The organism is Nonomuraea sp. NPDC048882, assembly GCF_040649755.1.
GTDB classification, from domain to species: Bacteria; Actinomycetota; Actinomycetes; order Streptosporangiales; family Streptosporangiaceae; genus Nonomuraea; species Nonomuraea maheshkhaliensis.
This window is the reverse complement of sequence record NZ_JBEZGB010000002.1, coordinates 1-26,217: the sequence shown is the minus strand read 5'-3', so window position 1 is coordinate 26,217 and position 26,217 is coordinate 1. Positions and strand designations below refer to the sequence as shown.

Genomic DNA, 26,217 nt, shown 5'->3' with positions numbered 1-26,217 from the left:
TGTCACACCTCGTCACAGCGGGCGGCGCAGCCCGTCCAGCACCAGGGTGATGACATCGTCGGCCTCGGCCCGCCAGCCGGGCCGGTCGTGGGCCGCGCCGATGCCGTGCAGCGCCATCATCACGGCGCCGGCGCCCACGTCGTCGCGAACGGCGCCGTCCCGTACGGCGGCGGCCACCAGGTCGGTGACGGCCTGCTCCAGCACCCGGCTGCCCTCGGCGAGGGCGCCCGAGTGATCGGCCATGAGCGTGGCCAGCGTCCTGGCCAGGCCCTGGTGGGCATCGATGTGGTCGACCATGTCGCGCAGGAAGGTCGCCAGCGCCTCCGCCGCGGGCAGCGTGGCCTGGAGCCGGCGGGCGCGGTCGCACAGCGCGGTGACCTCCCCGTGGTAGACCGCTTCGGCCAGTGACTCCCGGGTGGGGAAGTGGCGGTACAGCGTGCCGGTGCCCACCCCGGCCAGGCGGGCGACGTCGTCGAAGCGGATGTCGAAGAAGTCGCCGGCGTCGAAGAGCTCCCGTGCCTTGGCGATCAGGAGATCGCGGTTGCGCCGGGCGTCGGCCCGCAGCGGTTTGTCGGCGCGGGTGTCGGCCCGCAGCGGTTTGTCGGCGGTCATGCGCTCCCTCGCGTTGACAAATGGAGATGGTCTCCATATTTTCGAAAGTGGAGATAGTCTCCAGATCGATCGTACCTCACGAGGTGCAGCGTGAAGATCCTGATGTTCGGCCGAGGCGTGATCGCCACCGTCTACGGCTGGGTCTTGCAGCAGGCGGGACATGAGGTCGAGTTCTACGTCCGGCCTGGCCGCGCGGCGACGTACGGAGACGCGGTGGACCTCGACCTGACCGACATGCGGCGCCGGGTGTGGGGACGGCGCGTCGTCGAGAAGTGGCCGGTGCGCTACCGCGAGGAGCTGGAACCGGAGCACGACTTCGACCTGATCGTGCTCAGCGTGCCGCACCACCGCCTCCCGGAGGCGACGGCCTTCCTGTCTCCGCGTGTCGGCCAGGCCACGGTGCTGGTCTTCGGCAACCTCTGGACCGAACCGTCGGCCGCGATCGGCGCACTCCCCGTCGACCGGATCGCCTGGGGCTTTCCCCAGGCCGGTGGCGGGTTCGGCGCGGACGGCGTGCTCCGCGCGATGCTGCTGCCGTCGGTCGTCTTCGGCACCCTCGGCCGGCCCCCGACCGACCGGGAGCGTGCCGTCCGCCAGGCGTTTCGCCAGGCGGGGCTCAGGATCAAGGAGCGGCCCGACTTCCGCGGCTGGCTGTGGGTCCATTTCGTGTCGGATGCCGGCCTGTTCTCGCAGGGCGTGCGGCTGGGGTCCCTGTCCAAGCTGGCCGGGGCGACGGGCGACCTGCGCGAGGCGCTGCTGGCCGGCCGTGAGCTGCTGCCGCTCCTTGAGGCACGCGGCGTCGACCTGCGCCGTCACCGGGGCGGTGTGCTGCTGTTCCGGGCGCCCACCTGGCTGACGGCCCCCGTGTTGGCCTGGCTGACCGCTCATTTCGCGCCCGTACGCATGAGCTTCGGGGCGCACTCCGACCCCGAGGCCGCGGAGCCGCGCGAGGTCTGCCGGGACACCCTGGCGGAAGCACGACGGCTGGGCATCTCGGCACCGCGACTGGAAGCGGCGGAACCGCACTTCGCCCGGGAGGCGACGGGCCGCAGGTGAATGCGCTGTCCAGGCTCCCTCTATCGGAAGGAAAAGTCATGACCACCGAGAAGTACGAGTTCCCCATGGCCCGTACGTGCCCGTTCGCGCCGCCGCCTGCCTACGAGGAGATCCGCGAAGAAGATCCGGTCTCGCGGGTACGCCTGCCCGACGGCGGGTGGGCCTGGGCGGTCACCCGCCACGAAGACGTACGAACCGTGCTGAACGACCGGCGCTTCAGCGCCCACCGGCAACATCCGGACTTCCCGCAGCTGGTCAAGGGCGAGGCGGCGTCCCGGCGGCCGGACGCGGAGCGCTTCCTGATCGAGATGGACGCGCCCGAGCACGGGCCGGCGCGCAGGGCCGTGCTCGGCGAGTTCACGGTGCGCCGGTTGGAGGCGCTGCGGCCGCGGATCCAGGAGATCGTCGACGGGCAGATCGACGAGCTGCTGGCCGGCCCGCGCCCCGGCGACCTGGTGGAGTCGCTGTCGCTGCCGGTCCCGTCCCTGGTGATCTGCGAGCTGCTGGGTGTGCCCTACGCCGACCACGAGTTCTTTCAGCAGCACACGGTGAAGATGATCAGCCAGTCGACACCGCCAGAGGACCGGTTGGCGGCCATGGGGGCCGTCCAGGGCTACATGACCGACCTCGTCGCGGAGAAGGAGCAGAACCCGCCGGACGACCTGCTCGGGCGGCAGATCGTCAAGCTGCGCGCGAACGGCTCCTACCGCCGGACGGCGCTGGCCGGCATGGGCTTCCTGCTGCTCGTGGCCGGCCACGAGACGACGGCGAACATGATCTCGCTGTCGACCCTGGCGTTCCTGCGCAACCCGGAGCAGCTCGCGATGATCACGGCCGACCCGGGCAGAACGCTCAACGCGGTCGAGGAGATGCTGCGGTACTTCACCATCATCGACGCGGCGACGGCCCGGCTGTGCGTCGAGGACATCGAGGTCGGCGGGCAGCTCATCAAGGCCGGCGAAGGCGTGCTGGCGCTCGGCTACTCGGCCAACCGGGACCCGCGGGCGTTCCAGAACCCGGACGAGCTCGACATCGAGCGCGGCGCGCGCCACCACGTCGCGTTCGGGTTCGGGCCGCACCAGTGTCTGGGCCAGAACCTGGCGCGGATGGAGCTGCAGATCGTGTTCGACACGCTGTTTCGCCGCGTCCCCACACTGCGGCCGACCATGGAGGTCGACGAGCTGCCGTTCAAGGACGACGCGAACATCTACGGCCTGCACCGGCTCCCGGTGACCTGGTAGACGAACTGCCATCTGGAGGGCACATGAAGATCATCGCGGACACCGGCAGGTGCGTCGGTGCCGGACAGTGCGTGCTCACAGAGCCTGAGCTGTTCGACCAGAGCGAGGACGACGGCACGGTCATCGTGCTGAACGAGAAACCGGAGGGCGAGCTGGCCGAGAAGGCCCGCGAAGCGGTGCACGTGTGCCCTGGCCAGGCACTCTCCCTGCGGTAGGGCATGCCGTGGGCCTCAAACGGCACCGCTTCCAAGCGGCCACATGTCGTAGTTCCCACATTCCGCCGTGATCTCGGCCGTCGTCTGAGCCGCGGCGAAGAAGTCGTCGACCACCGGCGACGTGCGCGATGCCGCCACCGCGAGACACACCTGTTCGGGCGCCAGCTCCGGGATGCGCACGTAGCTGATGTCCGGACGTGAGTAGAACACGGTCTCAGAACGCCCCACGAACGAGATGCCCCGGCCGGCCGCGACGTGTTCGAGCTTCTCCTCCACTCCGCGCACCCGGAGCCCGGAGTCGGGGAGCGGGCGCCTGGTGGGCTGCGTGCTCGGGTCGGCATGCCAGACCAGCCGCTCACCGGCCAGGTCGGCCTCGGTGACCTGCTCCTTGCCGGCCAGCCGGTGACCGGCGGGCAGCGCCACCATGAGCGGCTCGGTGTAGAGCGGAGTCAGGCGCAGGCCGGTCTCGTCGATGGGCAGCCGTACGTAGCCGACGTCGACGCGACCGTCCAGCAGCATCAGGGCTTGGTCGTCCCACTCCATCCGCTGCACGTCCACGACCACGTCCGGCTGCCGGGCCTCGAACACCCGCGCTGCCGGGATGACCGGGATGCCGGCTCGAAAGCCGACCACCAGCCGCCGGCTGCCGCGGGCGGCCACGGACACCCGGCGCCGGACCGCGTGCGCGGAGGCGAGCAGCGGACCGGCGTCGTCCAGCAGTTGCCGGCCCGCGTCGGTCAGCGCCACGCCGTGGCTGTCCCTGGTGAACAGCGAGGCGCCGAGATCCTTTTCCAGCGCGCGGATCTGCCGGCTGAGCACCGGTTGCGCGATGTGCAGCTCATCGGCGGCGCGGCCGAAATGCAGCCTGTCGGCGACAGCGACGAAATAGCGCAACTTGCGCAGGTCCAGATCCATGGAGCCTCCCGGTCCGGCGATGTCTCCAGGGTATCGCCACAGCTGAAAGAGGTCTTGGACACCCAATGCGGCCGATGGCATCGTTAATCGGGTCCGGGCGATTTCGGTTCGAGAATTCGGAATCAGGATGAGCACGTCGGCGATTCGGGTTTGTCGCACGGCGTGATTCCCTGATCTCGTGAAGATACCCATTATTTCAACGGAGTTATTGTGGGAAAACTTGATGGAAAAGTAGCGGTGATCACCGGTGGATCCACCGGCATGGCACTGGCCGGCGCCAAACTGTTCGTCGAGGAAGGAGCGTACGTGTTCATCCAGGCCCGGCGTCAGGAAGCACTGGACGACGCCGTCAAGCAGATCGGCCGCAACGTCACCGCCGTCCAGGGTGACGCCGCCGAACTCGACGACCTGGACCGCTTGTACGACACCGTCAAGCGGGAAAAGGGTTCGATCGACGTGCTGTGGGCCAGCGCCGGGATGGGCGAACCCGCCGTTCTCGGCGAGATCACCGAGGAACAGTTCCACCGCGCCTTCTCACTCAACGCGCGCGGCACCCTGTTCACCGTGCAGAAGGCGCTGCCGCTGATCAACGACAACGGCTCGATCGTCATGACCGGATCCAACGCCTCCCTCGGCGCCTTCCCCGGCTGGAGCCTTTACGCGGGCAGCAAAGCCGTCCAGCAGGCCTGGGCCCGCGTCTGGCTCAACGAACTGCGTGACCGCAAGATCCGGGTCAACGTCCTGACCCCCGGCCAGGTCGCCACCGCCAAACAGGAAGAACTGTTCGACGAGGCGACCAAGGCCGCATTCGAATCCCTCATCCCCCGGGGAACGATGGGCCGTCCCGAAGAAATCGCCACTGTCGCCCTGTTCCTCGCCTCCGACGACTCCAGTTACGTCAACGGCCTGGAACTGATCGCAGACGGCGGCACCACCGCCATCTGAAGAAAAGAGCACATCTATGAGCAGCATCACCCTCATCGGCACGGGGAACATGGCCCGTACCATCGGCACGCTCGCGGTGGCGGGCGGCAACCTCGTCGAGGTCATGGGACGCGATCAGTCCAAGGCCGATGACCTGGCCAGGGCTCTGGGCGGCGGCGCGACGGCGGGCAAGTGGGGCGCCGTCCCGGCCGGGGACATCGTCATCACGGCCCTGCTGCACGACGGAGTCGTTCCGGTCGTCACCGAGTACGGAGACGCCCTCGCGGGCAAGGTCATCGTCGATATCAGCAACCCCTTCAACGCCACGTTCGACGGACTGATTCACGGCGAGGAGACCTCGATCGCGCAGGAGGTCGCCAAGGTGGCCCCGGCCGGCGCCGGCGTGGTGAAGGCGTTCAACACCATATTCCGTAATGTCCTGGAGAACGGCCGGCCCGACGTCTTCATCGCCGGCGACGATGCGCAGGCCAAGGCGGGCGTGGCGGCATTCATCGAGAGCCTCGGGCTACGCCCGGTGGACGTCGGCGGCCTGAAAATGGCGCACTGGCTGGAAGGAATGGGCCTGGTCACGGTGAGCCTCGCCGGCAACGGGATCGGCCACTGGGACTTCGCCCTCGGTGTCAACGAATTCACCGGCTGAGCCCCCGAGGCGGGACGATGGTTGATGGATCACCCGCTCGCTGATGCCGGTTCGCCGAGGTCGCGGGTGATCCAGCCCGGGGTGTCGAAGCGCACGGGCAGGGTGCCCACCAGCGCTGACAGATGGGCTTCCAGGGTTTTGAGCTCGGTGGCGCCGATCTTCCTGCCCCATTGCTCGCGCAGTTCGTCGAAGATGGCCTCGCCCTGGCGCATCACCTCGAAGCCGAGCGGGGTGACCTGGAGGCGTTTGCGGCGGGCGTCCTCGGGGTCGGTGTCGCGGGCCACGTAGCCGCGCTCCTGCAGCACCGCGATGGTCCTGGCGGCCGACTGTTTGGAGATCGACAGGCGGCGTCCCAGCTCTGAGGCGTTGTCGGCGCCTGCGGCGATGGCCCGCATCGCGAAATCGTGAACGGGACGCACATCCTCGAAACCCCGCCGCTCCAGCTCCTCGATCGCGGCGTCCACGAGCGTACGGAAGCCTCCGAGCAGCAGCAGGGCGAGATCGGCGCCAGAACGAGACATGGACGAAGACTACGGCACCGCCTGGACAAAAGACAGTCTGGGTGTCTATATTTCGACACCCTGACTGTCGAATTGAGGAGAGCCCATGGCCGGAGCCACACTTCTGGGGGTCACCCACCACCGAGCCGAGGTCAACGGCACGACCCTGCACTACGTCGCCGCGGGCACAGGCGGGCCCCCGATCCTGCTGGTGCACGGGTTCCCGGAGACCTGGTGGACGTTCCACAGACTCATCCCGCTGCTCGCCGTCCACCATCGCGTCTTCGCCGTCGATCTGCGCGGATTCGGCGACTCCGGCAACGGACCGGGCGCGTACGACAGCGCGACCGCGGCCGAGGACCTCCACCAGCTGATCGCCCACTTCGGCGCCGGCCCCGTCCACCTCACCGGGCAGGACATCAGCGGCGCGACCGTGTTCCGCCTGGCCACCGCCCATCCCGAGGACGTGCTCAGCCTCACCGCCATCGAGATGGGCCTGCCCGGGTTCGGCCTGGAAGCGCTGGCCGACGTCACCCGTGGCGGCGCCTGGCACATCGGAGTCCTCGCCGCGCCCGGCATCCCGGAGCTGTTGCTCACCGGCCGCGAACGCGAGTTCCTCGGACGGCACGCGTTCCCGTCCATGACCGCGACCCCGGACGCGTTCACCGAGCCCGACATCGAGGAGTTCGCCCGCACCTACGCACGCCCCGACGGCTGGCGCGGCGCGATCGGCCTCTACCGGTCGATGCTGCGCGAGGGCGCCGAGATCCAGGCCCTCGTGCGACAACCCGGGCTGAAGGCGCCGGTGCTCGCGGTCGGCGCCGGCGGCGGCCCCTTCACGGCCGGCACCATGTCGCGAGCCGCGTCGACGGAGATCCGGTCCGTGCAGCTCGACGGCGTGGGCCACTACGCGGCGATGGAGGCCCCGAAGGAGTTGTCCCAGGCGCTCCTCGAGTTCATCGCGAGCGTCGGGGCTGCCTGAGGGCGGAGGTCGGTACGGCCTCAGGAGATCGGCACGTCAGGGACGGGCTCGAACCCGGGAATCCGCACGGTGACGCGGGCAAGATCGGCGGGCGGCTTGAACATCGCCCACAGCGTGTACCGCTCGCCCTTCTCCACCGTGTACTCGTCCAGCCCGGTGCGAATCAGGTCGGGGCCGATGGCGACGCGAGTCTCCACGTCGCGCAACACCCGGTACCGCTGCTCGCCGGAGACCAGGGTGATCGCGCTGGTGCTGGCCTCTTCGTAGACGCTGCCGTAGTCGTGCGAGCTCCAGACGTGGAGCGGGGTCTCGTCCTGGTTACGCACGGTCCAGGTGAGCAGGACGTTGCCGCCCGCGTCGCGCCGCAGCTCGTTGATGTCCACCTCGGCCTGCCGGGGCCACTGCGTCCGCTCGATGTCCGGCGGGGTGCCTGCCCGCGCCGTCGCGACGACCGGCAGCTCCGTGCTCGTCGTGGCGGGCCGCGGCGCGGCCGTCCCAACGGTCTCGGAGGCGGAGGCGGAGGGACCGGGCTCGGCGGCGGGACGGTCGAAGCTGACGGTGACACGACGGTTGAGGCGACGTCCCGACTCGCGGTCGTTCTTGGCGATGGGGCGGCGGGAGCCATACCCACGCGCCCTGTACGTCAGGCCATCACGGGTGACCAGCTCGCGCAGCATCGCCTCGACGGCGCGCCCGCTTGGCGGACAGTGGGTCGTTGATGGCGTCGGTGCCGGAGTTGTCGGCATGGCCGTCGATGGAGTTGCTGTGCAGCCGGGAGCTGTGCCACGGCACGGCCAGCTTCGCGCAGAACTCGTACTCCTGGTCGGTGTCGTTGCGCACCCGCCAGCGCGCGACCACCCGCTGGGGGGAGACGCGGTCCAGCGCCGTTCAGCTCGACCACGACGCCCTGCCCCTCCGGCAGCGTACGCACCCCCAGCACGCCATCAGCGGCGCGTTCCGCGGACGGGGTCGGGATCGGGGCCGGGATCGATGCGGGGGCACCGGCGCTCGCGTCGAAGTCGTCCAGCCCGGCGCGAGCGGCTTCCTCGTACGACTGGCCGGCGGACAGGAGCTGACCGCCTTCGCCGTGGTCGCGGCCAGCGGCTCCTTCGGCCGCCCGCACCGGCCCGCCCTGCCCGGCCTGGACGCCTTCGCGCGCCCGGTGCTGCACGTCGCCGACTACCGCTCGCCGGCCTCGCTGCCCGGTGAGCACGTCGTCGTGGTCGGGGCGGGCAACTCGGCGGTCCAGGTCGCGTACGAGCCGGCCGCCGAGCGCCGGGTGACCTTGGCCGGCCGGGCGCCGATCCGGTTCGTCGAGCAGCGTCCGCTGGGCCGGGACCTGCATTTCTGGTTCCGGGTGACCGGGTTCGACCGGCTCCCGCTGGCCCGTGCCGACGCTCCGCCCGCCGCGCCGGTGCTCGACGACGGCCGCTACCGCCGGGCGTTGCGCGAGCGGCGCTACGTGCGGCGGGCGATGTTCACCCGGCTGGACGGCGATCAGGTCGTCTGGTCCGACGGTCGGCGCGAGCGCGTCGACGCGGTGCTGCTGGCCACCGGGTACCGGCCGGATCCGCCCTATCTCGCCGAGACGGGCGCGCTGGGCGCGGACGGGCGCCCGCGCCAGCGCCGTGGCCTGTCGCTCACCCATCCCGGCCTCGGCTACCTGGGCCTGGAGTGGCAGCGTACGCCCTCCTCCAACACCCTGCGGGGGGTCGGCGCCGACGCCCGCCACGTCGTCGCCGCACTCGTCCGCCACCTGCGCGTAAGCAGTTCACCTTCCTGATTAGATGTACTTCTAATTTGACATCCCTCTAAGTTGTCGGGCATTCTTCGATCGAAGCTGCTTAGACAGCCATCAAAACAACGCGCTAGCTCGCGCAACGATGAGGAGAAGCACCATGAGCGGATGCTGCGGTCCCACCGCCGTCGAACTGGAGCCCAGCCACCAAGCCGCACACCCCGGCGACCTGCCCGTCGTGGTCATCGGCGCCGGCCCGGTCGGCCTGGCCACGGCGGCTCACCTGTCCGAACGGGGCCTCGGCTTCGTGGTGCTGGAGGCAGGCGAGCAGGCAGGCGCGTCGGTGGCCCAGTGGGGGCATGTGCGGGTGTTCAGCCCGTGGAAGTACGACATCGACTCCGCCGCCCGCCGCCTGCTGGAAGCCGACGGCTGGAGCGCGCCGGACCCCGAGTGGCTGCCCACCGGCGCCGAACTGATCGCCGACTACCTGGCTCCGCTGGCCAAGCTGCTCGGCGACCGGGTCCGTACCGGAGTGAAGGTGAGCGCGATCAGCAGGCTCGGCTACGACCGGGTGCGCACCGCGGGCCGTGAGCAGGCGCCGTTCCTGATCCGCCTGGCCGACGGCAGCGAGCTGCACGCCCGCGCCGTCATCGACGCCTCCGGCACCTACGCCACCCCGAACGTGCTCGGTGCCTCCGGCCTGCCCGCCCACGGCGAGACGGACGTGGCGGAGCTGGTCGACCACGCGCTGCCCGACGTCCTCGGCGCCGACCGCGACCGCTACGCCGGCAAGCACGTCCTGGTCGTCGGCGCCGGCCACTCGGCCGCCACCACCCTGCTCGCCCTCGCCCAACTGGAGGACACTCCGATCACCTGGGCGATCCGCGCCGGCGACGCCGCCCGCGCCTACGGCGGCGGCGAAGCGGACGCACTGCCCGCCCGCGGCGCGCTCGGCACCCGCCTGCACGCCCACGTCGCGGGCGGCCGCATCCGCCTGGTGACCGGCTTCTTCACCCACAACATCGAACGCGACGGCGAACAGGCACGGGTGATCAGCCGCGACCCGTCCGGCCACGAGCAGACCATCACCGCCGAACGCATCGTGGCCGCCACCGGCTACCGCCCCGACCACGCCATCGCGAGCGAGCTGCGCCTCGACCTCGACCCCATCCTCGGCTCCACCCGAGCCCTCGCCCCGCTGATCGACCCGAACGCACACTCCTGCGGCACCGTCCCGCCGCATGGCGCCGACGAACTCGCCCACCCCGAGCCCGGCTACTACGCCATCGGCGTCAAGAGCTACGGCCGCGCCCCCACCTTCCTGTTGGCCACCGGCTACGAGCAGGCCCGCTCCGTCGTCGCCGCCCTGGCCGGCGACTGGGAGGCCGCCCGGGACGTGCAACTCGATCTGCCCGAGACCGGCGTGTGCTCCTCCAACCTGGCCGAGGCGCAGGAGCAGCGCGTGGGCCTGGCCACCGGGGTCAGCGGCGGCCTGCTGGCCACCCCGCTGCCACTGGCCACCGTCGGGGCCTCCCAGGGCGGCGGCTGCTGCGGCTGACCCGCACCCCGAGCACCCCTGGCCCCGCCGGCCCTGCGGGCCGTGGCCGCCGTCACGCTCATCTGCCTGATCGCCGCCGCGGCCGCGCGGGCCGGCTACCACCGCCTATCATTTAGATGAACGTCGAACCACCCGTCTGTCTCGGAGGCTCCCGCATGACCGCCGCCACCCTGCCCCTGGTCCCGAAGAGCAAGGACGCGCAGGACGCGGTGTGCTGCGCGCCGATCGCCCGCCAGCCGCTCGGCGAAGGCGAGGCGGCCGAGCTGGCCGTGCTGCTCAAGGCGGTGGCCGACCCGGTCCGGCTGCGGCTGCTGTCCATGATCGGCTCCCACGCCGGCGGGGAGGCCTGCGTGTGCGACCTGACCGACGCGTTCGACCTGACCGCGCCCACCATCAGCCACCACCTGAAAGTGCTGCGCACCGCCGGCCTGATCGGCAGTGAACGGCGTGGCACCTGGGTCTACTACTGGATCGTCCCCGAGCAGGTGGCCAGGCTGGGCGCGCTGTTCACGCCGCTGGCCGTCTGACGCCTCCGAGGCATGGCCGACCTCCACGGGCGAAGGTGCTCAAGTGCCGGTGACGCCGCTGCGTCGTTCGATCAGCAGTACGTCCCGCCACACGCCGTGGTGGCGGCCGAGCCGCTCGCGGGTGCCCACCACGCGGAAGCCGAGGGCCTGGTGCAGCGCCAGGCTGGCGGTGTTCTCGGGGAAGACGCCGGACTGGATCGTCCAGACGCCGGCGTCCTCACTGGCCGTGATGAACGCGCTCAGCAGGGCGCGGCCGATGCCGTGGGCCTGGCAGCCGGGGTGGACGTAGATGCTGTGCTCGACGACCCCGGCGTAGACGGGCCGGGGAGACACTTGGGATGCGGCCACCCAGCCGGTCACCTGCCCGGTGCCGGTGTCGGCGGCCACGTAGCGCAGGTGCGGCAGCCGGGCGGTGGTGAAGCCCTCCCAGCTCGGCGATACGGTCTCGAAGCTGGCCTGCCCGGTGTCCAGGCCCGCCTGATAGACGGCCAGCACCTGTCCGGCGTCCGATTCGCGCATCGGCCGGATCTCCAGGCCGTCTTCGGCGGCGGGTTTGACGGCCTGGACGATCGCCGAGCGCACCCCGTCACCGTGGTCGGCGGTCAGGGTGATCCGCACCCCGACGAACCCGGCCGCCGCCAGCAGCTCGCGGTAGACGGCCACCGCCAGCGCCCCGGCCACACAGCCGATGCGCTGCTCAGCCGCCTGACGCCGGTCCGGATCGGGTTCGCCGTCCACGACCACGTCACTGACCCCGAACCGGCCGCCGGGCCGCAGCACCCGAAACGCCTCGGCCAGCACCGCCGCCTTGTCGTCGGACAGGTTGATCACACAGTTGGAGATGACCACGTCCACCTGGCGGTCCGGCAGCGGCACCCGCTCAATCGTGCCGTGCAGGAACTCGACATTGGTCACTTTCGCCTGTTCGGCGTTGCGGCGGGCCAGCGCCAGCATGTCAGGGCTGGCGTCCAGCCCGTACACGGTGCCGGACGGGCCGACGCGGCGCGCCGACAGCAGCACGTCGATCCCGCCGCCCGACCCCAGATCCAGCACCGTCTCCCCGTCGCGCAACTCGGCGACGGCCACCGGGTTGCCGCATCCCAGGCTCGCCCGCACCGCCGCCGCGGGCAGCGCGCCGGTGTCGTCGTAACCGGCCGCGCCGAAACCACCCTGATCGAACTCACCTTCCGAGCAGTCGGCGACGTCCTGCCCGTCCAGCGCCGCCCGCGCCAGACGCGAGTAGCGCGCCACGACCTCGTCCTGTGCCATGGGGAAGCTCCTTCACTCGCAGGTGGGCGCGGCCGGGACAGGCTTGCCCATCACCACGTCGGCCGCTGTGGGGAAGCAGCTCACGCAGTTGTCGTTGATCCGGTACAGGCTGGAGGTGCCCTGCCGCTCGACCAGCACGAACCGCACCTCGGCCAGGATCTTCAGATGGTGCGAGACGGTGGACTGGCCCACCCCTGACGCGGCCACGATCTCGCCCACGCTCATCGGCGCGCGCCGCCGGGCCAGCAGCGACACGATCTGGATCCGGGTGGCGTCGGCCAGGGCCTTGAACCAGCTCGCGTACTCCTCTGCCTCCGCCCGCGGCAGAGGCTCCTTCTCCTCATTCATCGTCCATCGACGATATTCGATAGACTGGGGAAGCGGAACCCCCGTTGTGTGTCCGGCAGGCACAGAGATCAGGCTGATCGTCGTTCGGACGGAGCGTTCGCGGCCGAGTGCGGCGGCTGCCGTGCCTGGTTCCGGAACTGTGCGGGCGACGAACCGACCACGCGGCGGAACGCGGTGCTGAACGCGCTCTCGGACAGGTAGCCCGTGGCCCGTGCGAGCTCGGAGATCGACAGAGTGTCGCGGGCGAGGGCGTCGCGCGCGAGGCTCATCCGCCATTGGATCAGGTACTCCAGCGGCGGAACCCCGACGTGGCTCTTGAAGGCCTGGGCGAACGCGGAACGCGACATGTGGCTGATCTCGGCGAGCTCCTTGAGGCTCCAGGAATGGGCCACGTCCGCGTGCACGGCACGCAGGGCGGCACCGATGCCGTCCTCGTTCAGGGCGCCCAGCCAGCCGGTGGGCCGGTCTGTCTGGCCGGCGTGAGCACGCAGCATGTGCACGAGCAGGATCTGTGCGAGGTGGTTCTGCACCAGCGGGCCGCCGGCGGCGGCGACCTCGACCTCGGTGGCCAGGAGGTCGATCAGCTGCCCGAGCCGACTGCCATGAGGATCGGCCACGCGGACGATCACGAGCGGCGGCAGAAGATCGGTCAGGAGGGCCGCGTTCCTGTCGTCGAACGCGATGTGCCCGACGCAGAGGTAGAGGTCCTCCTCGGATTCCGGGCCGATCCGCACGAACCCGTCTTCGGCACCCGCCCACACCGGCTCCGCAGGGCGTGGGCTTGCGTCGAGCGTGCCGGCCAGCACGTAAGGCGGCGGGTTGCCCAGCATGAAGGTGTCACCCTCCCGCAGGAGCACCGGCTCGCGCCCTTCGAGGGTCAACCAGCACGTGCCGCGGACGAGGCCGCCGATCCGTACGTGCATAAACGGATCGAAGCGCAAAGCCCACTCTCCCGCGGCCCGAAGGCTGGGCCCGATCACCGTGCGGGGCCGCAGCAGGCCGATCGCGTCAGCCACCGGATCTCGAAATCCGAGCACCGACGACACCTCCTGGACGATACGTAAAGAATGCCGGACTCTGCATCATGGATAGTATCCGCGATCTGTCGCAGCATCGATGTCGAAGGAATCGGTATCGATAGTGACGGGGGCACCCACATGGGACAGCTGGAAGGCAAGACGTCGGTGGTCACCGGGGGCAGCAGCGGGATCGGTCTGGCCACCGCCGTACGGCTGGCGGACGAGGGCGCGTACGTGTTCGTTACCGGTCGGCGCGAGTCCGAACTGGAGGCCGCCGTCAAGACCATCGGAGCGGACAGGGCCACCGCGGTCGCCGGCGACATCTCGAAGCCGGAGGACCTGGACCGGCTCTACAAGGCGGTCCAGGCGCGAGGCAGGGGTGTGGACGTGCTCGTGGCCAACGCGGCGATCGGTGCGTTCATGACGCTGGAACAGACCACCGAGGAACACTTCGACCAGACCTTCGCGATCAACGTCCGAGGCACGCTGTTCACCGTGCAGAAGGCGTTGCCGCTGCTCAACGACGGAGCCTCGATCGTCCTGGTCGGTTCGACCGCCGGCGACCGCGGAGCAGAGGCGTTCGGCGCCTACGCGGCGTCGAAGGCGGCCGTCCGGTCCTTCGCGCGGACGTGGTCCAACGAGCTCAAGGACCGCGGCATCCGGGTCAACGTGGTCTCGCCGGCATGGATCGAGACTCCCGGGGGCACCGCCGCCTTCGGCGACGAGGAGACCGCCAGGGCCGTCAAGGAGAATGTCGCCGCGACCGTGGCCAAGGGCCGCATGGGCCGGCCTGAGGAGGCCGCCGCAGCCGTGGCCTTCCTGGCCTCGGCAGAGAGCAGCTACGTCGTCGGCGCGAACATCTACGTCGACGGTGGCACGAACCAGATCTGAGCAGGCGCCACACGATGGGTGGCAACAGTCAACGCGTCCCGTCTCGCACGGAGTGGGGTGAGCTGCTGTTCGTGGTGCTCGAGAAATCCGCCGGCGTCGTCGGCGGGACGCGGCCCGGTCTCGGCGATCACGAAAGCCTGTGGGGCCGGATCATCGACTCGATCCAGGCCGACCGATCGCTGTGGTTCGTCGACGTCGAATCCCTCGCGTCCGTACGGCACGACGACGTTCGGACGCGCAGCACGACGGCGCATGTGCTAGATTGGGCTCAGTTGCAGTTGTGGTACCCATAAAGACTTGTGTGCACCTGACGGTATGTAACCTCAGGTGCATTTTTTGTTCTCCGGTCATTTCCGGGTGTGTGGTCCTATCGCGGCGACGCGGAATCCGTTCGATGCGGATTTCGGCTTGCACCCATAGAAAGAGATCAACATGGCTTCTGGCACCGTGAAGTGGTTCAACGCGGAAAAGGGCTTCGGCTTCATCGAGCAGGACGGCGGCGGCGCCGACGTCTTCGCGCACTACTCCAACATCGTCGCCAACGGCGGCTACCGTGAGCTGCGCGAGGGCCAGAAGGTGGCCTTCGACATCACGCAGGGCCAGAAGGGCCCGCAGGCCGAGAACATCGTTCCCGCCTGACACCGCGCACCACGTAGCCGGGGCCCGCGCCGCAGGGCGCGGTCCCCGGCGCGTTGCTTTTGTGGCATCCCTCGTGCCGTGATGACCTCACAACCCGAGAAGCACAGCGTGTCTGTTCTTCCACCGCACACCGATGCGCCACCGATGGCTCCGGTTCGGGCACAGGCCCGCTCCAGTTCTACGGCGCGGCATCACAGCCGCGTTCTTCCCGGCGAAAGCCGACCATTTCGACGTATGAGCCCAGGCTGTTTCCGCCGGTTCGACTCGTCTTTCTTCGGCTCGTGCTAGCTGTTCTTGTGCCGCTCATCGCGCCGAGGATCGCCTGACACGTGCCGCATCGAGGAAGGTTCTGCATGAACCACGCAACTCGCGCGCACGATCGCAACTCTTCGCCCCGTACGGGCGGCTCCGCGCGAAGCAGGGGCGGCCGATTCGGCTCTCCGGCTCAGGGCCGTCCAGGCGCCTCCAGCCGGTCCGGCAACGGGCGGCGTCCCGCGGCGGTCCAGGGAGAGTTCGCGCTGCCGGTCACTGTCACCCCGGCCCTGCCGGCAGCCGCGACGTTCGCTGAGCTGAGCATGCCGCCCGCGCTGCTGAAGGTGCTCACCGGCCTGGGCTTGAACGAACCGTTCCCGATCCAGGCGGCCACGCTGCCGAATTCCCTGGCCGGCCGGGACGTCCTGGGGCGGGGGCGCACCGGGTCGGGCAAGACGCTCGCCTTCGGCCTGGCCCTGCTCGTCCGCACCTCCGGACAGCGGGCACAGTCGCGGCGACCGCTTGCCCTGATCCTCGTCCCCACCAGGGAACTGGCCCAGCAGGTCACCGATGCGCTCACGCCGTACGCCCAAGCACTGAAGCTGCGGTTGGCCACGGTCGTCGGCGGCATGTCGATCGGCCGCCAGGCCCAGGCGCTGCGCAACGGCGCGGAAGTCGTCGTCGCGACCCCGGGACGGCTCAGGGATCTCATCGAGCGTGGCGAGTGCCGCCTGGACCAGGTCGGCATCACCGTGCTGGATGAGGCCGACCAGATGGCCGACATGGGCTTCATGCCGCAGATCACCCACCTGCTCGACCAGGTGCGCCCAGGTGGCCAGCGGATGCTGTTCTCCGCCACTCTGGACCGCAACGTCGATCTGCTGGTCCGTCGCTATCTGAGCGACCCGGTGGTCCATTCGGTCGACCCCTCGGCGGGCGCGGTCACCACGATGGAGCACCACGTGCTGCACGTCCAGGGTGCCGACAAGCAGGCCACCACCGTGGAGATCGCTGCTCGCGACGGTCGGGTGATCATGTTCCTGGACACCAAGCACGCCGTGGACCGGCTCACCGAACAACTGCTGAACAGCGGAGTGCGCGCCGCCGCGCTGCACGGAGGCAAGTCCCAGCCCCAGCGCACCCGCACCCTCGCCCAGTTCAAGAGCGGCCACGTCACGGCGCTGGTGGCGACCAACGTCGCGGCCCGCGGCATCCACGTCGACAACCTGGACCTCGTCGTCAACGTCGACCCGCCGAGCGACCACAAGGACTACCTGCACCGCGGCGGCCGCACCGCCCGCGCCGGCGAGTCCGGCAGCGTCGTCACCCTGGTGCTGCCCAACCAGCGCCGTGACATGACCCGTTTGATGGCCGACGCCGGTATCGTCCCGCAGACCAGCGAGGTCCGTTCGGGCGAGTCCGAGCTGAGGCGTATCACGGGCGCCCAGGCTCCCTCGGGCATCCCCGTGACCATCACCGCACCGGTTGGACGAGCATCGCGAGCGGCTATTCCGCGCGCAGCCGGGCGGCGTCCTGGCCGGGCGGCGCCCCGAACAGGCGGCGGTATTCGCGGTTGAACTGCGACGGGCTGTCGTAGCCGACCAGATGAGCGACGCCGACGACATCGCCCGCACGGGCCACCAGCAACGAGCGGGCTTCCTGGAGGCGAATGCGCTTCTGGTACTGCAGCGGGCTCAGCGTCGTGACGGCGCGGAAGTGCCGGTGGAACGCGGACGCGCTCATCCCGGCCAGCCGGGCGAGCTCGGCGATCCGGATGGGCTCGGCGTAGTTGTCCCTGATCCACTGGATCGCCCGGCTGACCTGGGACAGGCTGCTGTCGGCCAGGCCGATCTGGCGGATCATGGCCCCGTGCGGGCCGGTGAGCAGCCGCCAGAGGATCTCCCGCTCGATCAGCGGGGCGAGCACCGGCGCGTCCTCGGGACGGTCCAGCAGCCGCAGCATCCGGCCCACGGCGTCCAGCAGGTCGGCGTCGACCCGGCCGGTCGCGATCGCGGGCGGCCCGTCCGGCGTGCCGGACCAGTGTCCGGCCGGGACCTCCAGCAGCAAAGGGGCGATGGCGGCCGGGCGCAGCACCAGCGCCATGGCCAGCGACGGGGCGCTCGGGCCGATGTCCAGGAAGTGCCCGGTGATGGGCAGGTTCGCGGTGACGACCAGGCAGTCCCCGGCCCGGTACTCGAAGACCTGGTCGTCGAGCAGGATGCGTTTCCCACCCTGGAACATGACGACCAGCAGCGGCTCGGTCAGCGAATGCTCCGGTGCCACCGTGTCGATGCTGGAGACCGTCAGACCGGCGATCGGCGTCGTGTAGTCCGGCCGGGCATGGGCCGCGACGATGCCACGGCACTCGTTCACCAAATCGGAGATAGCGCCCACACCACATGGAACCATCGCCGAACCGCGCCGGGCAAACCGATCACTCCAGGACGCGATCGAGCCGGATCGGCAGCCTCCGCTGCCGCTTCCCGGTGGCGTGCCAGACCGCGTTCGCGATCGCGGCCGCGGTGCCGACGTTCCCGATCTCACCGGCGCCCTTGATGCCGAACGGAATTCCAGGCTCATAATCCGGTACGAAATCCGCCTCGATGTCGGGCACGTCGGCGTGCGCGGCGATGTGGTAGCCGGCGAAGTCCGCGTTCACGTGCCTGCCTGAGACCTGGTCGCGCACGCCCTCCTCGTGCAGCGCCATGGACAGCCCGCCGATCATCCCGCCGATGACCTGGCTGCGCGCCGTCAGCGGGTTGACCACCTGGCCCACCGCGAACATCCCGAGCAGCCGCCGCACCCGCACCTCGCCGGTCGCCGGATCGACACTCACCTCGGTGAACACCGCGCTGTAGGCGTGCCGTTCCATGGACGGCAGGTCGTTGAGCAACTGGGTGGTGTCGACGGTGACGGTCACGGGTCGCGACGGATCGCGCGGCTGGTCCCGCAGCCGCGCGGCGGCCTCGGTGATCGCCCAGGCCCAGGAGGTCGTACCCCTGGAGCCGCCCGCGCTCCAGGCGGGGCCGAGCTCGCTGTCGGAGATGCCCAGCCGGACCCGCTCGGTGTCGATCGCGAGCGCGTCGGCCGCGATCGCGGTCAGCGCGGTGCGCGCGCCCGTGCCGAGGTCGGTGGCGGCGATGACGACGGTGAAGGTCCCGTCCACCTCGGCGGTGATCGACGCCACCGAGGGGAACGCCCCGACGCTGAAGGACGTGGCGGCCATCCCGGTGCCGACGAGCAGGTGCCCTTCCCGCCGCATCCGCGGCCGGTGGTCACGTGTCGCCCAGCCGAACCTCTCCGCGCCCGTACGCAGGCACGCGACCAGGTTGCGGCTGCTGAACGGCAGGCCGGACACCGGGCCGACGTCGGGCTCGTTGCGCAGCCGGAGTTCGAGCGGGTCGAGGCCCAGCCGCTCCGCCAGCTCGTCCATGGCGGACTCGAGGGCGAACGACCCGGGCGCGGCGCCGGGGCCGCGCATCGAGTACGGCGGCAGGATGTCGAGGGGGACCGCGGTGTTCCTGGTGCGGATCGCGGGGGCCGCGTAGAGCGTCTTGGTGAGCTCGGTGCAGCCCTCGATGTACTCCGCGAGCGGGGAGAGCTCGAACGCCGGCTCGTGCTGGATCGCCCGCAGGCGGCCGTTCGCGTCGGCGCCGAGCCGGATCGGCTGCTCGGTCGCCGGCCGCATCGCGGTCATCAGGAACACCTGCTCGCGGGTCAGCGTGACGCGCACGGGCCGCCGGAACAGCGTCGCGCCCATCGTGGCCAGCACCAGTTGCGGCCCGCACAGGCCCTTGGAGCCGAAACCGCCGCCGACGTGCTCGGTGCGGACCCGTACCCGCTCGAAATCCAGCGAGAACAGCGTGGCCAGGACGGTGGAGATGAAGAACGGTCCCTGGTTGGAGTCGATGGCCTGCAGCCGCTCACCCTCCCACCACGCGGTCGCCGAGTGCGGCTCCATGGCGCTGCAGTGCTCCTCGGGCGTGTGGTAGCGCTCGTCGACCACCACCGCCGACGCGGCCAGCTCCGCCTCCACGTCGCCGATGTCCTCCGGCCCGTCGAAGAGCGGCGCCGCCGGCCGGGCGTTCGGGTGATCGGCGGTGAAGCCGGTGTCGTGCGGCTCCTCGTCGTAGGTCACCGGCAGTGCGTCGGCCGCCGCCTTGGCCTGCTCCAGAGTCTCCGCCACGACGAGCGCGACGGCTCGGCCGGCGAACGGGATCACGTCGTCCTGCAGCAGCTGCAGCCCGCCGTCGGGGCCGAAGAAGTGCCCTGCCTCCGGGTTGAGCCGGGGCGCGTTGCGGTAGTCGATCACGCCGAGCACGCCGGGCATGTCCTTGACGGCCGAGGCGTCGATGTCGCGGATGCGCCCGCGCGCCACCGTGGAGACCACGACCGAGCCGAAGGCCAGATCCCGCATCGGCTTGTCGGCGGCGTACCGGGCGCGGCCGGTGACCTTGGCCTGCCCCTCGATCCGGGGTCGCGCGACCCCGATGTTGTTGACCGCGTTCATGGGTGGATCTCCTCTCCTGCGCTCCGCCGGATCAGGCCGGATCACGCGGGGTCCCGATCGGCGAGTTCGGTCAGGACGGCCACGATCAGGTTGCGCGCCAGCGTCACCTTGTAGCCGTTGCCGGGCAGCGGCTCGGCCGCCGACAGCTCCGCGTCGGCGGCGGCCCTGAACCGGTCGGCGGTGAGCGGACCCTCCCGCAGGACGGCCTCGGCGCGAAGGGCGCGCCACGGCCGCGACGCGACCCCGCCGAGCGCGATCCGCGCCGATCCGGTGTGTACGTCCAGATCGGCCGCGATGGACACGGTGGCGAAGGCGTACGACGCCCGCTCGCGAACCTTCCGGTACCGCGACCGCGGGGAGACCGCGGACCCGGGGAGGGCGATCGCGGTGATCAGCGCTCCGGGCGGCAGCGCCGTCTCCCGGTCCGGCGTGTCGCCGACCGGCGGGTAGAACTCCGACAGCGGCAGCTCGCCGGGGCCGTCGAGCGTCTCGTAGTGCACGACCGCGTCGAACGCGGCCATCGCCACCGCCATGTCCGAGGCGTGGGTCGCCGCGCAGTGCCGCGACCAGCCGAGGACGGCGTGGTTGTGGTGCTCCCCGGTGATCGCGGCGCACCCGCTGCCGGGAACCCGCTTGTTGCACGCCTGCGACGGGTCGGCGAAGTAGCCGCACCGGGTCCGTTGCAGCAGGTTGCCGGCCACCGTGGCCATGTTCCGCAGTTGGCCCGACGCGCCCGCCAGGATCGCCTCGCTCAACGCCGGGAAGCGCCGGCGCACCTCCGGATGGGCCGCCGCGTCGCTGTTGGTCGTCGTCGCGCCGATGACCAGCCCGCCGTCCGCCGCCTCACGCACCCCGTCGAGCGGCAGGAACCGTACGTCCACCAGCCGTGCGGGCGCCTCCACCCCGGTCTTCATCAGGTCGACGAGGTTCGTGCCGCCGCTGAGATAGCGGGCGCCGTCGCCCGCGGCCACCAGGGCGAGCGCGTCACGCACCTCTGTCGCGCGCCGATAGGCGAACTCCTTCACCCTGCCACCTCCTCGCGAGCGGCCGACAGGACCGCGCGCACGATCGACGGGTACGCGCCGCAGCGGCACAGGTTGCCGCTCATCCGCTCGCGCACCTCCGCCGCGTCCAGCTCCGGCGCCGGGGCGTCGGGGGAGACGTCGGCGGTGACGGCGCTCGGCCAGCCCGCCGCGTGCTCGGCCAGCATCCCGACGGCCGAGCAGAGCTGCCCGGACGTGCAGTAACCGCACTGGAAGCCATCGAGCCGGACGAACTCCCGCTGGATCGGCCGCAGCTCACCGTCACCGGCGAGGCCCTCGACGGTGGTGATCTCCGCGCCCTCGGCGGCGACCGCCAGGGTCAGGCAGGACACCACCCGCCTGCCGTCGCACAGCACGGTGCAGGCCCCGCACTGCCCACGGTCACACCCCTTCTTCGAGCCGGTGTGGCCGATCCCCTCCCGCAACGCGTCGAGCAGCGTCGTGCGGTTGTCGACCAGCAGCCGGTGCGTCACGTCGTTGACGCGGAGCGCGATCTCGGCATGGGTGTCATCGGTCAATGTCTCGCCTTTCTCACCACGCGACGGAGCCGCGTGTGTACGGCCGGACGGCAGGGGGGCTTTGACAGGCCATTCAAACAGTCCGACAAGGGAGAGAGTGAGCCCAAAACTCGCGGACTCTTGCCCGATCCTGCTCGGGTCAGGACGTACGTCTCTTCAGTACGTCTCTTCAGTGCGCGGAGGCGCGGGGGTGGTTCTGTTCGCGCCAGGCCCGCGGTGAGATGCCGTATGTCTGTTTGAACACCTTGCTGAAGTGGGTCGCGTCCGCGAAGCCCCAGCTCCGCCCGATCGCCGCGATGGTCCGCAGCCGCCCGTTCTGGCCGGCCAGCTCTCGCCTGCATTCGGCCAGCCGGCGTGTACGGATCCAGTCTCCGAGGCTGATTCCCGAGCGGGACAGCACAGCGTAGAGATGGCGTACGGAGATGTCGTGCGCGGCGGCTATCCGCGCCGCCGACAGATCCCGATCAGCCAGATGCTCACGGATGTAATTAGTGACCCGCAGGCTGAGCGTCGCCTCCAACGGCGCCTTGGCCAAGCTGGAGTTGCCGTGCTGGGACGTCAGGACGGCACGGAGGAGTTCGACGCTGGGTTGCACGGCGGCGTCGGCGTGCACACTCTGGTGCAATTCGTCGGTGACGGTCAGTTCGGAGAAATAGGTGAAGGCGAGACGCGCGATGGGGTTGTCGGATCCCAGAGGGACCGCGGTGATGTCTCTCAGCAATCTGTCGGGGAGCGCGAGTACGGCGCGGGGGAAACGGATGAAGCGGTGGTCGACTCCCTCGTCGAAGAGAAGGGTGTAGGGAGCGACCGACTCGAAGACGGCGCAGTCTCCTGGCCTCAGCAGGCATTCGCGACCGTTCTGCACCACCATGCTGCTGCCCGTCATCTGAACACCCAGAGTGACGGCCGGCTCCTCATCCTCCCGGGCGAGCCGCTCCGTCCGACGGAGCGTGACGGCGGTCGCCCGCGCCGAACAGACCCTGAGAGGCCCGACGGTGCCGAGCCCCATGCGAACGGCGATGTCCTCAGCCGGCGGACCGTGGTCGATGTCGACTACCACCATGCCTTTCCACACCGCGTTCCGGACCACTTCCTCCCGGTCCCGCGGCGGTATGAACGCGGTGTCGAGGACCGGGCTCATGAGACGGGCCTTCGTCCGCGTCGGTCACAGAGCCGACCTGGCGATACCTCGGCCCGTTCCCCCACAGGACTCCCCTCGACACGGCCGGTTCCCGACATCAGTGTGTCGCGATCGCCTCTCGCTGTACAACGGCTTCGCCGGGCACCCGCGGAGCCCTCGCCTCATACGGCGCCTGGGCTGTGCACCACTGACAAAGTTCCCAGCACGAATGACAAAGTCCGAAGCCCACGATGACCCTAAGGTCTATGGACGAGGTCAGGGAAGGGAGAGCGCCGCGCAGGTTGCCCTCCACCGGCGCGATCGCCTGGCGTCTACGGCGCCAAGCGGAGCGTTCGCCGTCGCCGTATCGAGCACGCAGCCGCCCCCGGCATCCTGATCTTTTTCTCATCACCCACCAACAGGGGAAATCATGTGGCATACGGAGCGTAACAAGAGGATTGCGGCCGCGGCGACGCTGGGCGCACTGACGGTGCTTCTCGCCACCGGATGCTCCTTCACTTTTGGCGACGTGGGGAAGAAGAGTGAGGCGACGGCCAGCGAGGAAGCACCCGCTGCCGAGGAGGCCCCCACCGAGAAGCCGCAGACGACTGAGGAGAATCGAGTCGCTGACGACCCCGCAGAGCCCGAGGACACGGGCGTCAGCGAGGGCGGAGCCGTCCACAAGGCCCGAGTCGCGCAGACGATCTCCGACAAGCTCGCCGCGAACGCCGGCAAGCGTCCCGACAGGGTCACCTGTCCTGAGCACCTCCCGGCCCGGGTCGGCGCCACGATCCGCTGCCAGCTCACTGCCGGCAGCGCCACTCTCGGCGTCACCGTCACTGCCACCTCGGTCAGCGGCAAGCAGGTGAATTACAACTTCAAGGTCGACGGCGGCGTCGAGTAAACGCAGAGCTCGCGCGACCCGTTCAGGAAACGAAAGGCTCAGGTCGGAGATCCGGCCCCTTCGGGGGACCGGCCCCGGAAGCGGAAGGCGCGACACGGAACCGGGGCTGTCGCTTCGGTGGTCCGCTCGCAGGGGCCGTCTTGGGAGACGGAGTCACGTTCGGTCCAAGGATCTTCTCGATCTTGGGATCTCGCAGGTGATGACCACTCTTGTGTGGCCTAGCGTGGATAACAGAGGCGAACACCAGGCTCGCTCGCCGGGGCACCGCCAGCGAGAGGGGGACCGATGGTAGCCGAGCTGAACCTCACCTTCTCCGAGGAGGATTCCGACTCCGAGCGGCTGGACAAGCTCACCAGGTTCCTGCGTGGGCAGCTGCTTGAGCTGGACGTGGAGGATGTGACGCCGGTCAGGGCGGGGCCCCCGCCGCCCGGAGCCAGGGCGGTGGACGTCGCCACGATCGGCGAACTCGTGGTCAGCCTGGGACAGTCGGCCACCGCACTCCAGGCCGTCCTCGGCACCGTCTTCCAGTGGATGGGCCGCGGGGGCAAGGCCAAGCGGACGGTGCGGATCGAGCTGGACGGGGACGTACTGGAGCTCTCCCAGGCGTCGAGCGACGACCAGGTCAGGCTGCTCAAGCTGTTCGCCGACCGGCACGCCCCGGCGGGAGACGGGCAGTGAGCGGCGGGCGGAAGGCGCTGATCATCGCCAACGACGTGTACGAGAACCCTTCGCTGGGGCGGCTGCGATCGCCGGTCCAGGACGCCAGGGCACTGGCCAGGGCGCTCGGCGATCCGGGAATCGGCGGGTTCGAGGTGCGGGTGGTGCACAACGAGCCCGCGTACCAGATGGCCGGCCAGATCGAGGACTTCTTCCTGGACGCCGTACCGGGGGACCTGCTGGTGCTGCACCTGTCTTGCCACGGGGTGAAGAGCGAGTCAGGGGAGCTGTTCTTCGCCGCCCGCAACACTCGCCCCAACCGTCTCGGCTCCACCGCCGTTCCGGCCGACTTCGTCCAGCGCTGCATGCGCGGTAGCCGGTCCAAGAGCATTGTGCTGTTCCTGGACTGCTGCTACGGCGGAGCCTTCACCGAAGGGGCCGTGGTGCGCGCGTCCGGCGACGTCAACGTGCTGGACAGCTTCGCCGGGCAGAGCTCGGGGGCCGGAGGGCGCGGGCAGGCCGTCATCACCGCGTCCACCTCGATGGAGTACGCCTTCGAGGGTGACCAGCTGTCCGAAGAGTCCGGGCCACAGCCGTCGATCTTCACCAACGCCCTGGTGGAGGGCCTGGTCACCGGGGACGCCGATGGCGACGAGGACGGCCAGGTCTCGCTGGACGAGCTGTACGACTACGTCTTCGACCGGGTCCGCGACCAGAACCCGAACCAGACCCCGAGCCGGAGCTTCGACCTGCAGGGCGAGCTGTACCTGGCGCGGAGCGGGCGACGCCGGATCCAGCCGCTGCCCGTGCCGCCGGACCTGCGGGCGGCCATGACCGATCCGAGCATCTTCGCCCGGCGCGGCGCGATCACCGAGCTTCGGCATCGGCTCACCAGCGACAATCTTCCGGCCGCCGCCGGTGCCCGGGACGCGCTGCAGGAGATGGCGCACAACGACATCGACTACATCGCCACGGCGGCCCAGGAGGCCCTGCGCGAAGCGCTCGTCCAGCCGGCCGAGCACCGGGTGGACTTCGGACAGGTGCCCCAACACTCCACGCCCAGCCATACCGTCCCCGTCCTCGGCCCACCTCTGGCCCGCGCCTGCTCGTTCCAGGTAAGCAACCGTGGCATCCACGTCGAACAGGACGCCACGGGCCTCCACATATCGCTGGACACCTCCCACCAAGGCTCCGTCCAAGGCGACATCCTCCTGAAAGACCCAATCCAGGAGACGGCGATCCACGTCGAAGCCATCGTCACCGCGCCCCAACCGGCCGATGTGACCACGGGTCCGCGGAACGAGCGGGCGTCACCCCCGAATGCCGAGCGGCCGAGCCGGGAGAAGGCGGCCCCCAGGCAGCCGCCCCTTGCCCGGACGCAGGGGCCGCCCCCGGAGCGGGTGATGCGATCCCGGGGGAGCCCGCCGACCCACGGCAAGGCGTTCTGGGCGCTGGGGCTCGCGATCGCGTCGCTGCTGCCGCTGCCCTGGGCCGCCTGGCGGTTCGTCGACTTCGTCGCAGTGGACGCATCGAGCTACATCAACACCGTAAAGGCCGCGGATGGCAGCCCTGAGATCATCCGGTCCGTCATCATGCAGGCGCTGTGGGACATCCTCACCATCCTTATCTTGACGGCGGTCGGCATCGTGCTGTTCATCAAAGCCCGCCGACTGGCCGGCCAGTCGAACCAGGCGATATCAGCCTCTCCGGGCCGTTACGGCGGCCGAGGCGTCAACCAAGCTGCGCTGATCCTCTCCTGGGCCGCGATCGCCTGCACCCTGCTGGTGCTTCTGGTACGGATCTCAAGCAGTATGTGAGGCGTTGCCGTACTACCCGGACGGTGCGCCACCCGTACGGCGGGCCACCTGCCGGCAGGCCAGAGGCCGTATCCGGGTTTTCGTACCCCACCGGCCGAACGGGGTGCACGGTGTGGATGTGCTCCTGCGCGTCTATGCCAAGTGCATCGACGGTCAACGCGAGGTGGCCAACCAGCGCATCCTGGTCGCGCTCAACGCCGCATGACTAGCCTCGGGCTTTCGCGGTGAATTTCGCGCAGGTTGATCGGCTACATAAGAAAAGTGCTTCCGAGCTGGGAGGATGGGGCTTGTCTAGAGTCCT

General features: G+C 70.0%; 28 protein-coding genes. 16 read left to right on the top strand and 12 right to left on the bottom strand.

Features of this window, described 5'->3' with window-relative positions; all coding sequences use genetic code 11:
• Nucleotides 1–12: 12 nt before the first annotated feature.
• On the bottom strand, nucleotides 13–612 hold the full coding sequence (locus AB0C27_RS05205; RefSeq protein WP_357838115.1) for a TetR/AcrR family transcriptional regulator: 600 nt from the start codon (nucleotides 610–612) through the stop codon (nucleotides 13–15).
• Nucleotides 613–702: 90 nt separating this feature from the next.
• Here AB0C27_RS05205 and AB0C27_RS05200 point away from each other — a divergent pair, with 90 nt between their 5' ends.
• Genes AB0C27_RS05200 through AB0C27_RS05190 form a run of 3 tightly spaced genes read left to right on the top strand, consistent with a single transcriptional unit; the run spans nucleotide 703 to nucleotide 3,124 of the window.
• Complete coding sequence (locus tag AB0C27_RS05200) at nucleotides 703–1,668, top strand: 2-dehydropantoate 2-reductase N-terminal domain-containing protein (protein ID WP_357838112.1); 966 nt, start codon at nucleotides 703–705, stop codon at nucleotides 1,666–1,668.
• 38 nt (nucleotides 1,669–1,706) lie between these two features.
• Nucleotides 1,707–2,909 carry a cytochrome P450 gene (locus tag AB0C27_RS05195; RefSeq protein ID WP_357838109.1) on the top strand — a complete coding sequence of 401 codons (1,203 nt, stop codon included), beginning with the start codon at nucleotides 1,707–1,709 and terminating at the stop codon, nucleotides 2,907–2,909.
• Nucleotides 2,910–2,932: 23 nt separating this feature from the next.
• Complete coding sequence (locus AB0C27_RS05190) at nucleotides 2,933–3,124, top strand: ferredoxin (RefSeq protein ID WP_357838106.1); 192 nt, start codon at nucleotides 2,933–2,935, stop codon at nucleotides 3,122–3,124.
• A 15-nt stretch (nucleotides 3,125–3,139) separates the two neighbouring features.
• Here AB0C27_RS05190 and AB0C27_RS05185 read toward each other — a convergent pair whose 3' ends face one another.
• The gene (locus AB0C27_RS05185) at nucleotides 3,140–4,039 is read right to left on the bottom strand and encodes a LysR substrate-binding domain-containing protein (protein WP_357838103.1); all 900 of its coding nucleotides are present in this window, start codon (nucleotides 4,037–4,039) and stop codon (nucleotides 3,140–3,142) included.
• 237 nt (nucleotides 4,040–4,276) lie between these two features.
• Between AB0C27_RS05185 and AB0C27_RS05180 the strand changes: the two genes are divergently transcribed.
• Both AB0C27_RS05180 and AB0C27_RS05175 read left to right on the top strand, forming a co-directional pair.
• Complete coding sequence (locus tag AB0C27_RS05180) at nucleotides 4,277–4,984, top strand: SDR family oxidoreductase (protein WP_357838100.1); 708 nt, start codon at nucleotides 4,277–4,279, stop codon at nucleotides 4,982–4,984.
• Between the two features lie 16 nt (nucleotides 4,985–5,000).
• A complete protein-coding gene (locus tag AB0C27_RS05175) occupies nucleotides 5,001–5,624 on the top strand; it encodes an NAD(P)-binding domain-containing protein (RefSeq protein ID WP_357838097.1) in 624 nt (207 codons plus the stop codon).
• A 29-nt stretch (nucleotides 5,625–5,653) separates the two neighbouring features.
• Here AB0C27_RS05175 and AB0C27_RS05170 read toward each other — a convergent pair whose 3' ends face one another.
• Entirely contained in the window at nucleotides 5,654–6,145 is a 492-nt protein-coding gene (locus AB0C27_RS05170) for a MarR family transcriptional regulator (RefSeq protein ID WP_357838094.1), read from the bottom strand.
• 85 nt (nucleotides 6,146–6,230) lie between these two features.
• On the opposite strand from AB0C27_RS05170, the gene AB0C27_RS05165 reads away from it, so the two are divergent.
• A complete protein-coding gene (locus tag AB0C27_RS05165) occupies nucleotides 6,231–7,106 on the top strand; it encodes an alpha/beta hydrolase (protein WP_357838091.1) in 876 nt (291 codons plus the stop codon).
• A gap of 20 nt (nucleotides 7,107–7,126) precedes the next feature.
• Here AB0C27_RS05165 and AB0C27_RS05160 read toward each other — a convergent pair whose 3' ends face one another.
• A complete protein-coding gene (locus AB0C27_RS05160) occupies nucleotides 7,127–7,783 on the bottom strand; it encodes a hypothetical protein (protein ID WP_357838088.1) in 657 nt (218 codons plus the stop codon).
• 41 nt (nucleotides 7,784–7,824) lie between these two features.
• On the opposite strand from AB0C27_RS05160, the gene AB0C27_RS05155 reads away from it, so the two are divergent.
• The 3 genes from AB0C27_RS05155 (at nucleotide 7,825) to AB0C27_RS05145 (ending at nucleotide 10,929) form a co-directional block, all read left to right on the top strand.
• Nucleotides 7,825–8,889 (top strand): NAD(P)-binding domain-containing protein, encoded by a 1,065-nt coding sequence (locus AB0C27_RS05155; RefSeq protein ID WP_357840628.1) that lies wholly within the window; start codon nucleotides 7,825–7,827, stop codon nucleotides 8,887–8,889.
• A 115-nt stretch (nucleotides 8,890–9,004) separates the two neighbouring features.
• Nucleotides 9,005–10,402, top strand: coding sequence for an FAD-dependent oxidoreductase (locus AB0C27_RS05150; protein WP_357838085.1), 1,398 nt, complete (start codon nucleotides 9,005–9,007; stop codon nucleotides 10,400–10,402).
• Nucleotides 10,403–10,557: 155 nt separating this feature from the next.
• Nucleotides 10,558–10,929 carry a metalloregulator ArsR/SmtB family transcription factor gene (locus AB0C27_RS05145; protein WP_357840625.1) on the top strand — a complete coding sequence of 124 codons (372 nt, stop codon included), beginning with the start codon at nucleotides 10,558–10,560 and terminating at the stop codon, nucleotides 10,927–10,929.
• A gap of 39 nt (nucleotides 10,930–10,968) precedes the next feature.
• On the opposite strand, the gene AB0C27_RS05140 is transcribed toward AB0C27_RS05145, so the two are convergent.
• The 3 genes from AB0C27_RS05140 to AB0C27_RS05130 form a co-directional block, all read right to left on the bottom strand.
• Nucleotides 10,969–12,198, bottom strand: a complete 1,230-nt coding sequence (locus AB0C27_RS05140) for a GNAT family N-acetyltransferase (protein ID WP_357838082.1) — start codon at nucleotides 12,196–12,198, stop codon at nucleotides 10,969–10,971.
• A 12-nt stretch (nucleotides 12,199–12,210) separates the two neighbouring features.
• Nucleotides 12,211–12,546 (bottom strand): metalloregulator ArsR/SmtB family transcription factor, encoded by a 336-nt coding sequence (locus tag AB0C27_RS05135; protein WP_357838079.1) that lies wholly within the window; start codon nucleotides 12,544–12,546, stop codon nucleotides 12,211–12,213.
• 68 nt (nucleotides 12,547–12,614) lie between these two features.
• Nucleotides 12,615–13,583, bottom strand: a complete 969-nt coding sequence (locus AB0C27_RS05130; protein ID WP_357838076.1) for an AraC family transcriptional regulator — start codon at nucleotides 13,581–13,583, stop codon at nucleotides 12,615–12,617.
• A gap of 120 nt (nucleotides 13,584–13,703) precedes the next feature.
• Here AB0C27_RS05130 and AB0C27_RS05125 point away from each other — a divergent pair, with 120 nt between their 5' ends.
• From AB0C27_RS05125 to AB0C27_RS05110, 4 genes are all read left to right on the top strand, one after another.
• Entirely contained in the window at nucleotides 13,704–14,456 is a 753-nt protein-coding gene (locus AB0C27_RS05125; RefSeq protein ID WP_357838073.1) for an SDR family oxidoreductase, read from the top strand.
• Nucleotides 14,457–14,527: 71 nt separating this feature from the next.
• Nucleotides 14,528–14,749 (top strand): hypothetical protein, encoded by a 222-nt coding sequence (locus AB0C27_RS05120; RefSeq protein ID WP_357838070.1) that lies wholly within the window; start codon nucleotides 14,528–14,530, stop codon nucleotides 14,747–14,749.
• 139 nt (nucleotides 14,750–14,888) lie between these two features.
• A complete protein-coding gene (locus AB0C27_RS05115) occupies nucleotides 14,889–15,095 on the top strand; it encodes a cold-shock protein (RefSeq protein ID WP_106241661.1) in 207 nt (68 codons plus the stop codon).
• A 353-nt stretch (nucleotides 15,096–15,448) separates the two neighbouring features.
• Nucleotides 15,449–16,924 (top strand): DEAD/DEAH box helicase, encoded by a 1,476-nt coding sequence (locus tag AB0C27_RS05110; RefSeq protein ID WP_357838067.1) that lies wholly within the window; start codon nucleotides 15,449–15,451, stop codon nucleotides 16,922–16,924.
• Here AB0C27_RS05110 and AB0C27_RS05105 read toward each other — a convergent pair.
• The 5 genes from AB0C27_RS05105 to AB0C27_RS05085 form a co-directional block, all read right to left on the bottom strand.
• Nucleotides 16,854–17,720: an AraC family transcriptional regulator gene (locus AB0C27_RS05105; RefSeq protein ID WP_357838064.1), complete on the bottom strand. Its 867-nt coding sequence runs from the start codon at nucleotides 17,718–17,720 to the stop codon at nucleotides 16,854–16,856. The two genes, AB0C27_RS05110 and AB0C27_RS05105, sit on opposite strands and share 71 nt — an antisense overlap.
• Before the next feature lie 61 nt (nucleotides 17,721–17,781).
• Nucleotides 17,782–19,857 carry a xanthine dehydrogenase family protein molybdopterin-binding subunit gene (locus tag AB0C27_RS05100; protein ID WP_357838061.1) on the bottom strand — a complete coding sequence of 692 codons (2,076 nt, stop codon included), beginning with the start codon at nucleotides 19,855–19,857 and terminating at the stop codon, nucleotides 17,782–17,784.
• Nucleotides 19,858–19,898: 41 nt separating this feature from the next.
• Nucleotides 19,899–20,882, bottom strand: coding sequence for a xanthine dehydrogenase family protein subunit M (locus tag AB0C27_RS05095; protein WP_357838058.1), 984 nt, complete (start codon nucleotides 20,880–20,882; stop codon nucleotides 19,899–19,901).
• Nucleotides 20,879–21,394, bottom strand: a complete 516-nt coding sequence (locus AB0C27_RS05090) for a 2Fe-2S iron-sulfur cluster-binding protein (protein ID WP_357840622.1) — start codon at nucleotides 21,392–21,394, stop codon at nucleotides 20,879–20,881. The genes AB0C27_RS05095 and AB0C27_RS05090 overlap by 4 nt, the downstream gene beginning before the upstream one ends.
• Nucleotides 21,395–21,587: 193 nt before the next feature.
• Nucleotides 21,588–22,559 (bottom strand): helix-turn-helix domain-containing protein, encoded by a 972-nt coding sequence (locus AB0C27_RS05085; protein WP_357838055.1) that lies wholly within the window; start codon nucleotides 22,557–22,559, stop codon nucleotides 21,588–21,590.
• Nucleotides 22,560–22,968: 409 nt separating this feature from the next.
• Here AB0C27_RS05085 and AB0C27_RS05080 point away from each other — a divergent pair, with 409 nt between their 5' ends.
• The 3 genes from AB0C27_RS05080 (at nucleotide 22,969) to AB0C27_RS05070 (ending at nucleotide 25,916) form a co-directional block, all read left to right on the top strand.
• Complete coding sequence (locus AB0C27_RS05080) at nucleotides 22,969–23,442, top strand: DUF4333 domain-containing protein (protein WP_357838052.1); 474 nt, start codon at nucleotides 22,969–22,971, stop codon at nucleotides 23,440–23,442.
• Nucleotides 23,443–23,727: 285 nt separating this feature from the next.
• A complete protein-coding gene (locus tag AB0C27_RS05075) occupies nucleotides 23,728–24,120 on the top strand; it encodes a hypothetical protein (protein ID WP_357838049.1) in 393 nt (130 codons plus the stop codon).
• Nucleotides 24,117–25,916: a caspase family protein gene (locus AB0C27_RS05070; RefSeq protein ID WP_357838046.1), complete on the top strand. Its 1,800-nt coding sequence runs from the start codon at nucleotides 24,117–24,119 to the stop codon at nucleotides 25,914–25,916. Before AB0C27_RS05075 ends, AB0C27_RS05070 begins: the two co-directional genes overlap by 4 nt.
• The last annotated feature ends 301 nt before the right edge of the window (nucleotides 25,917–26,217 follow it).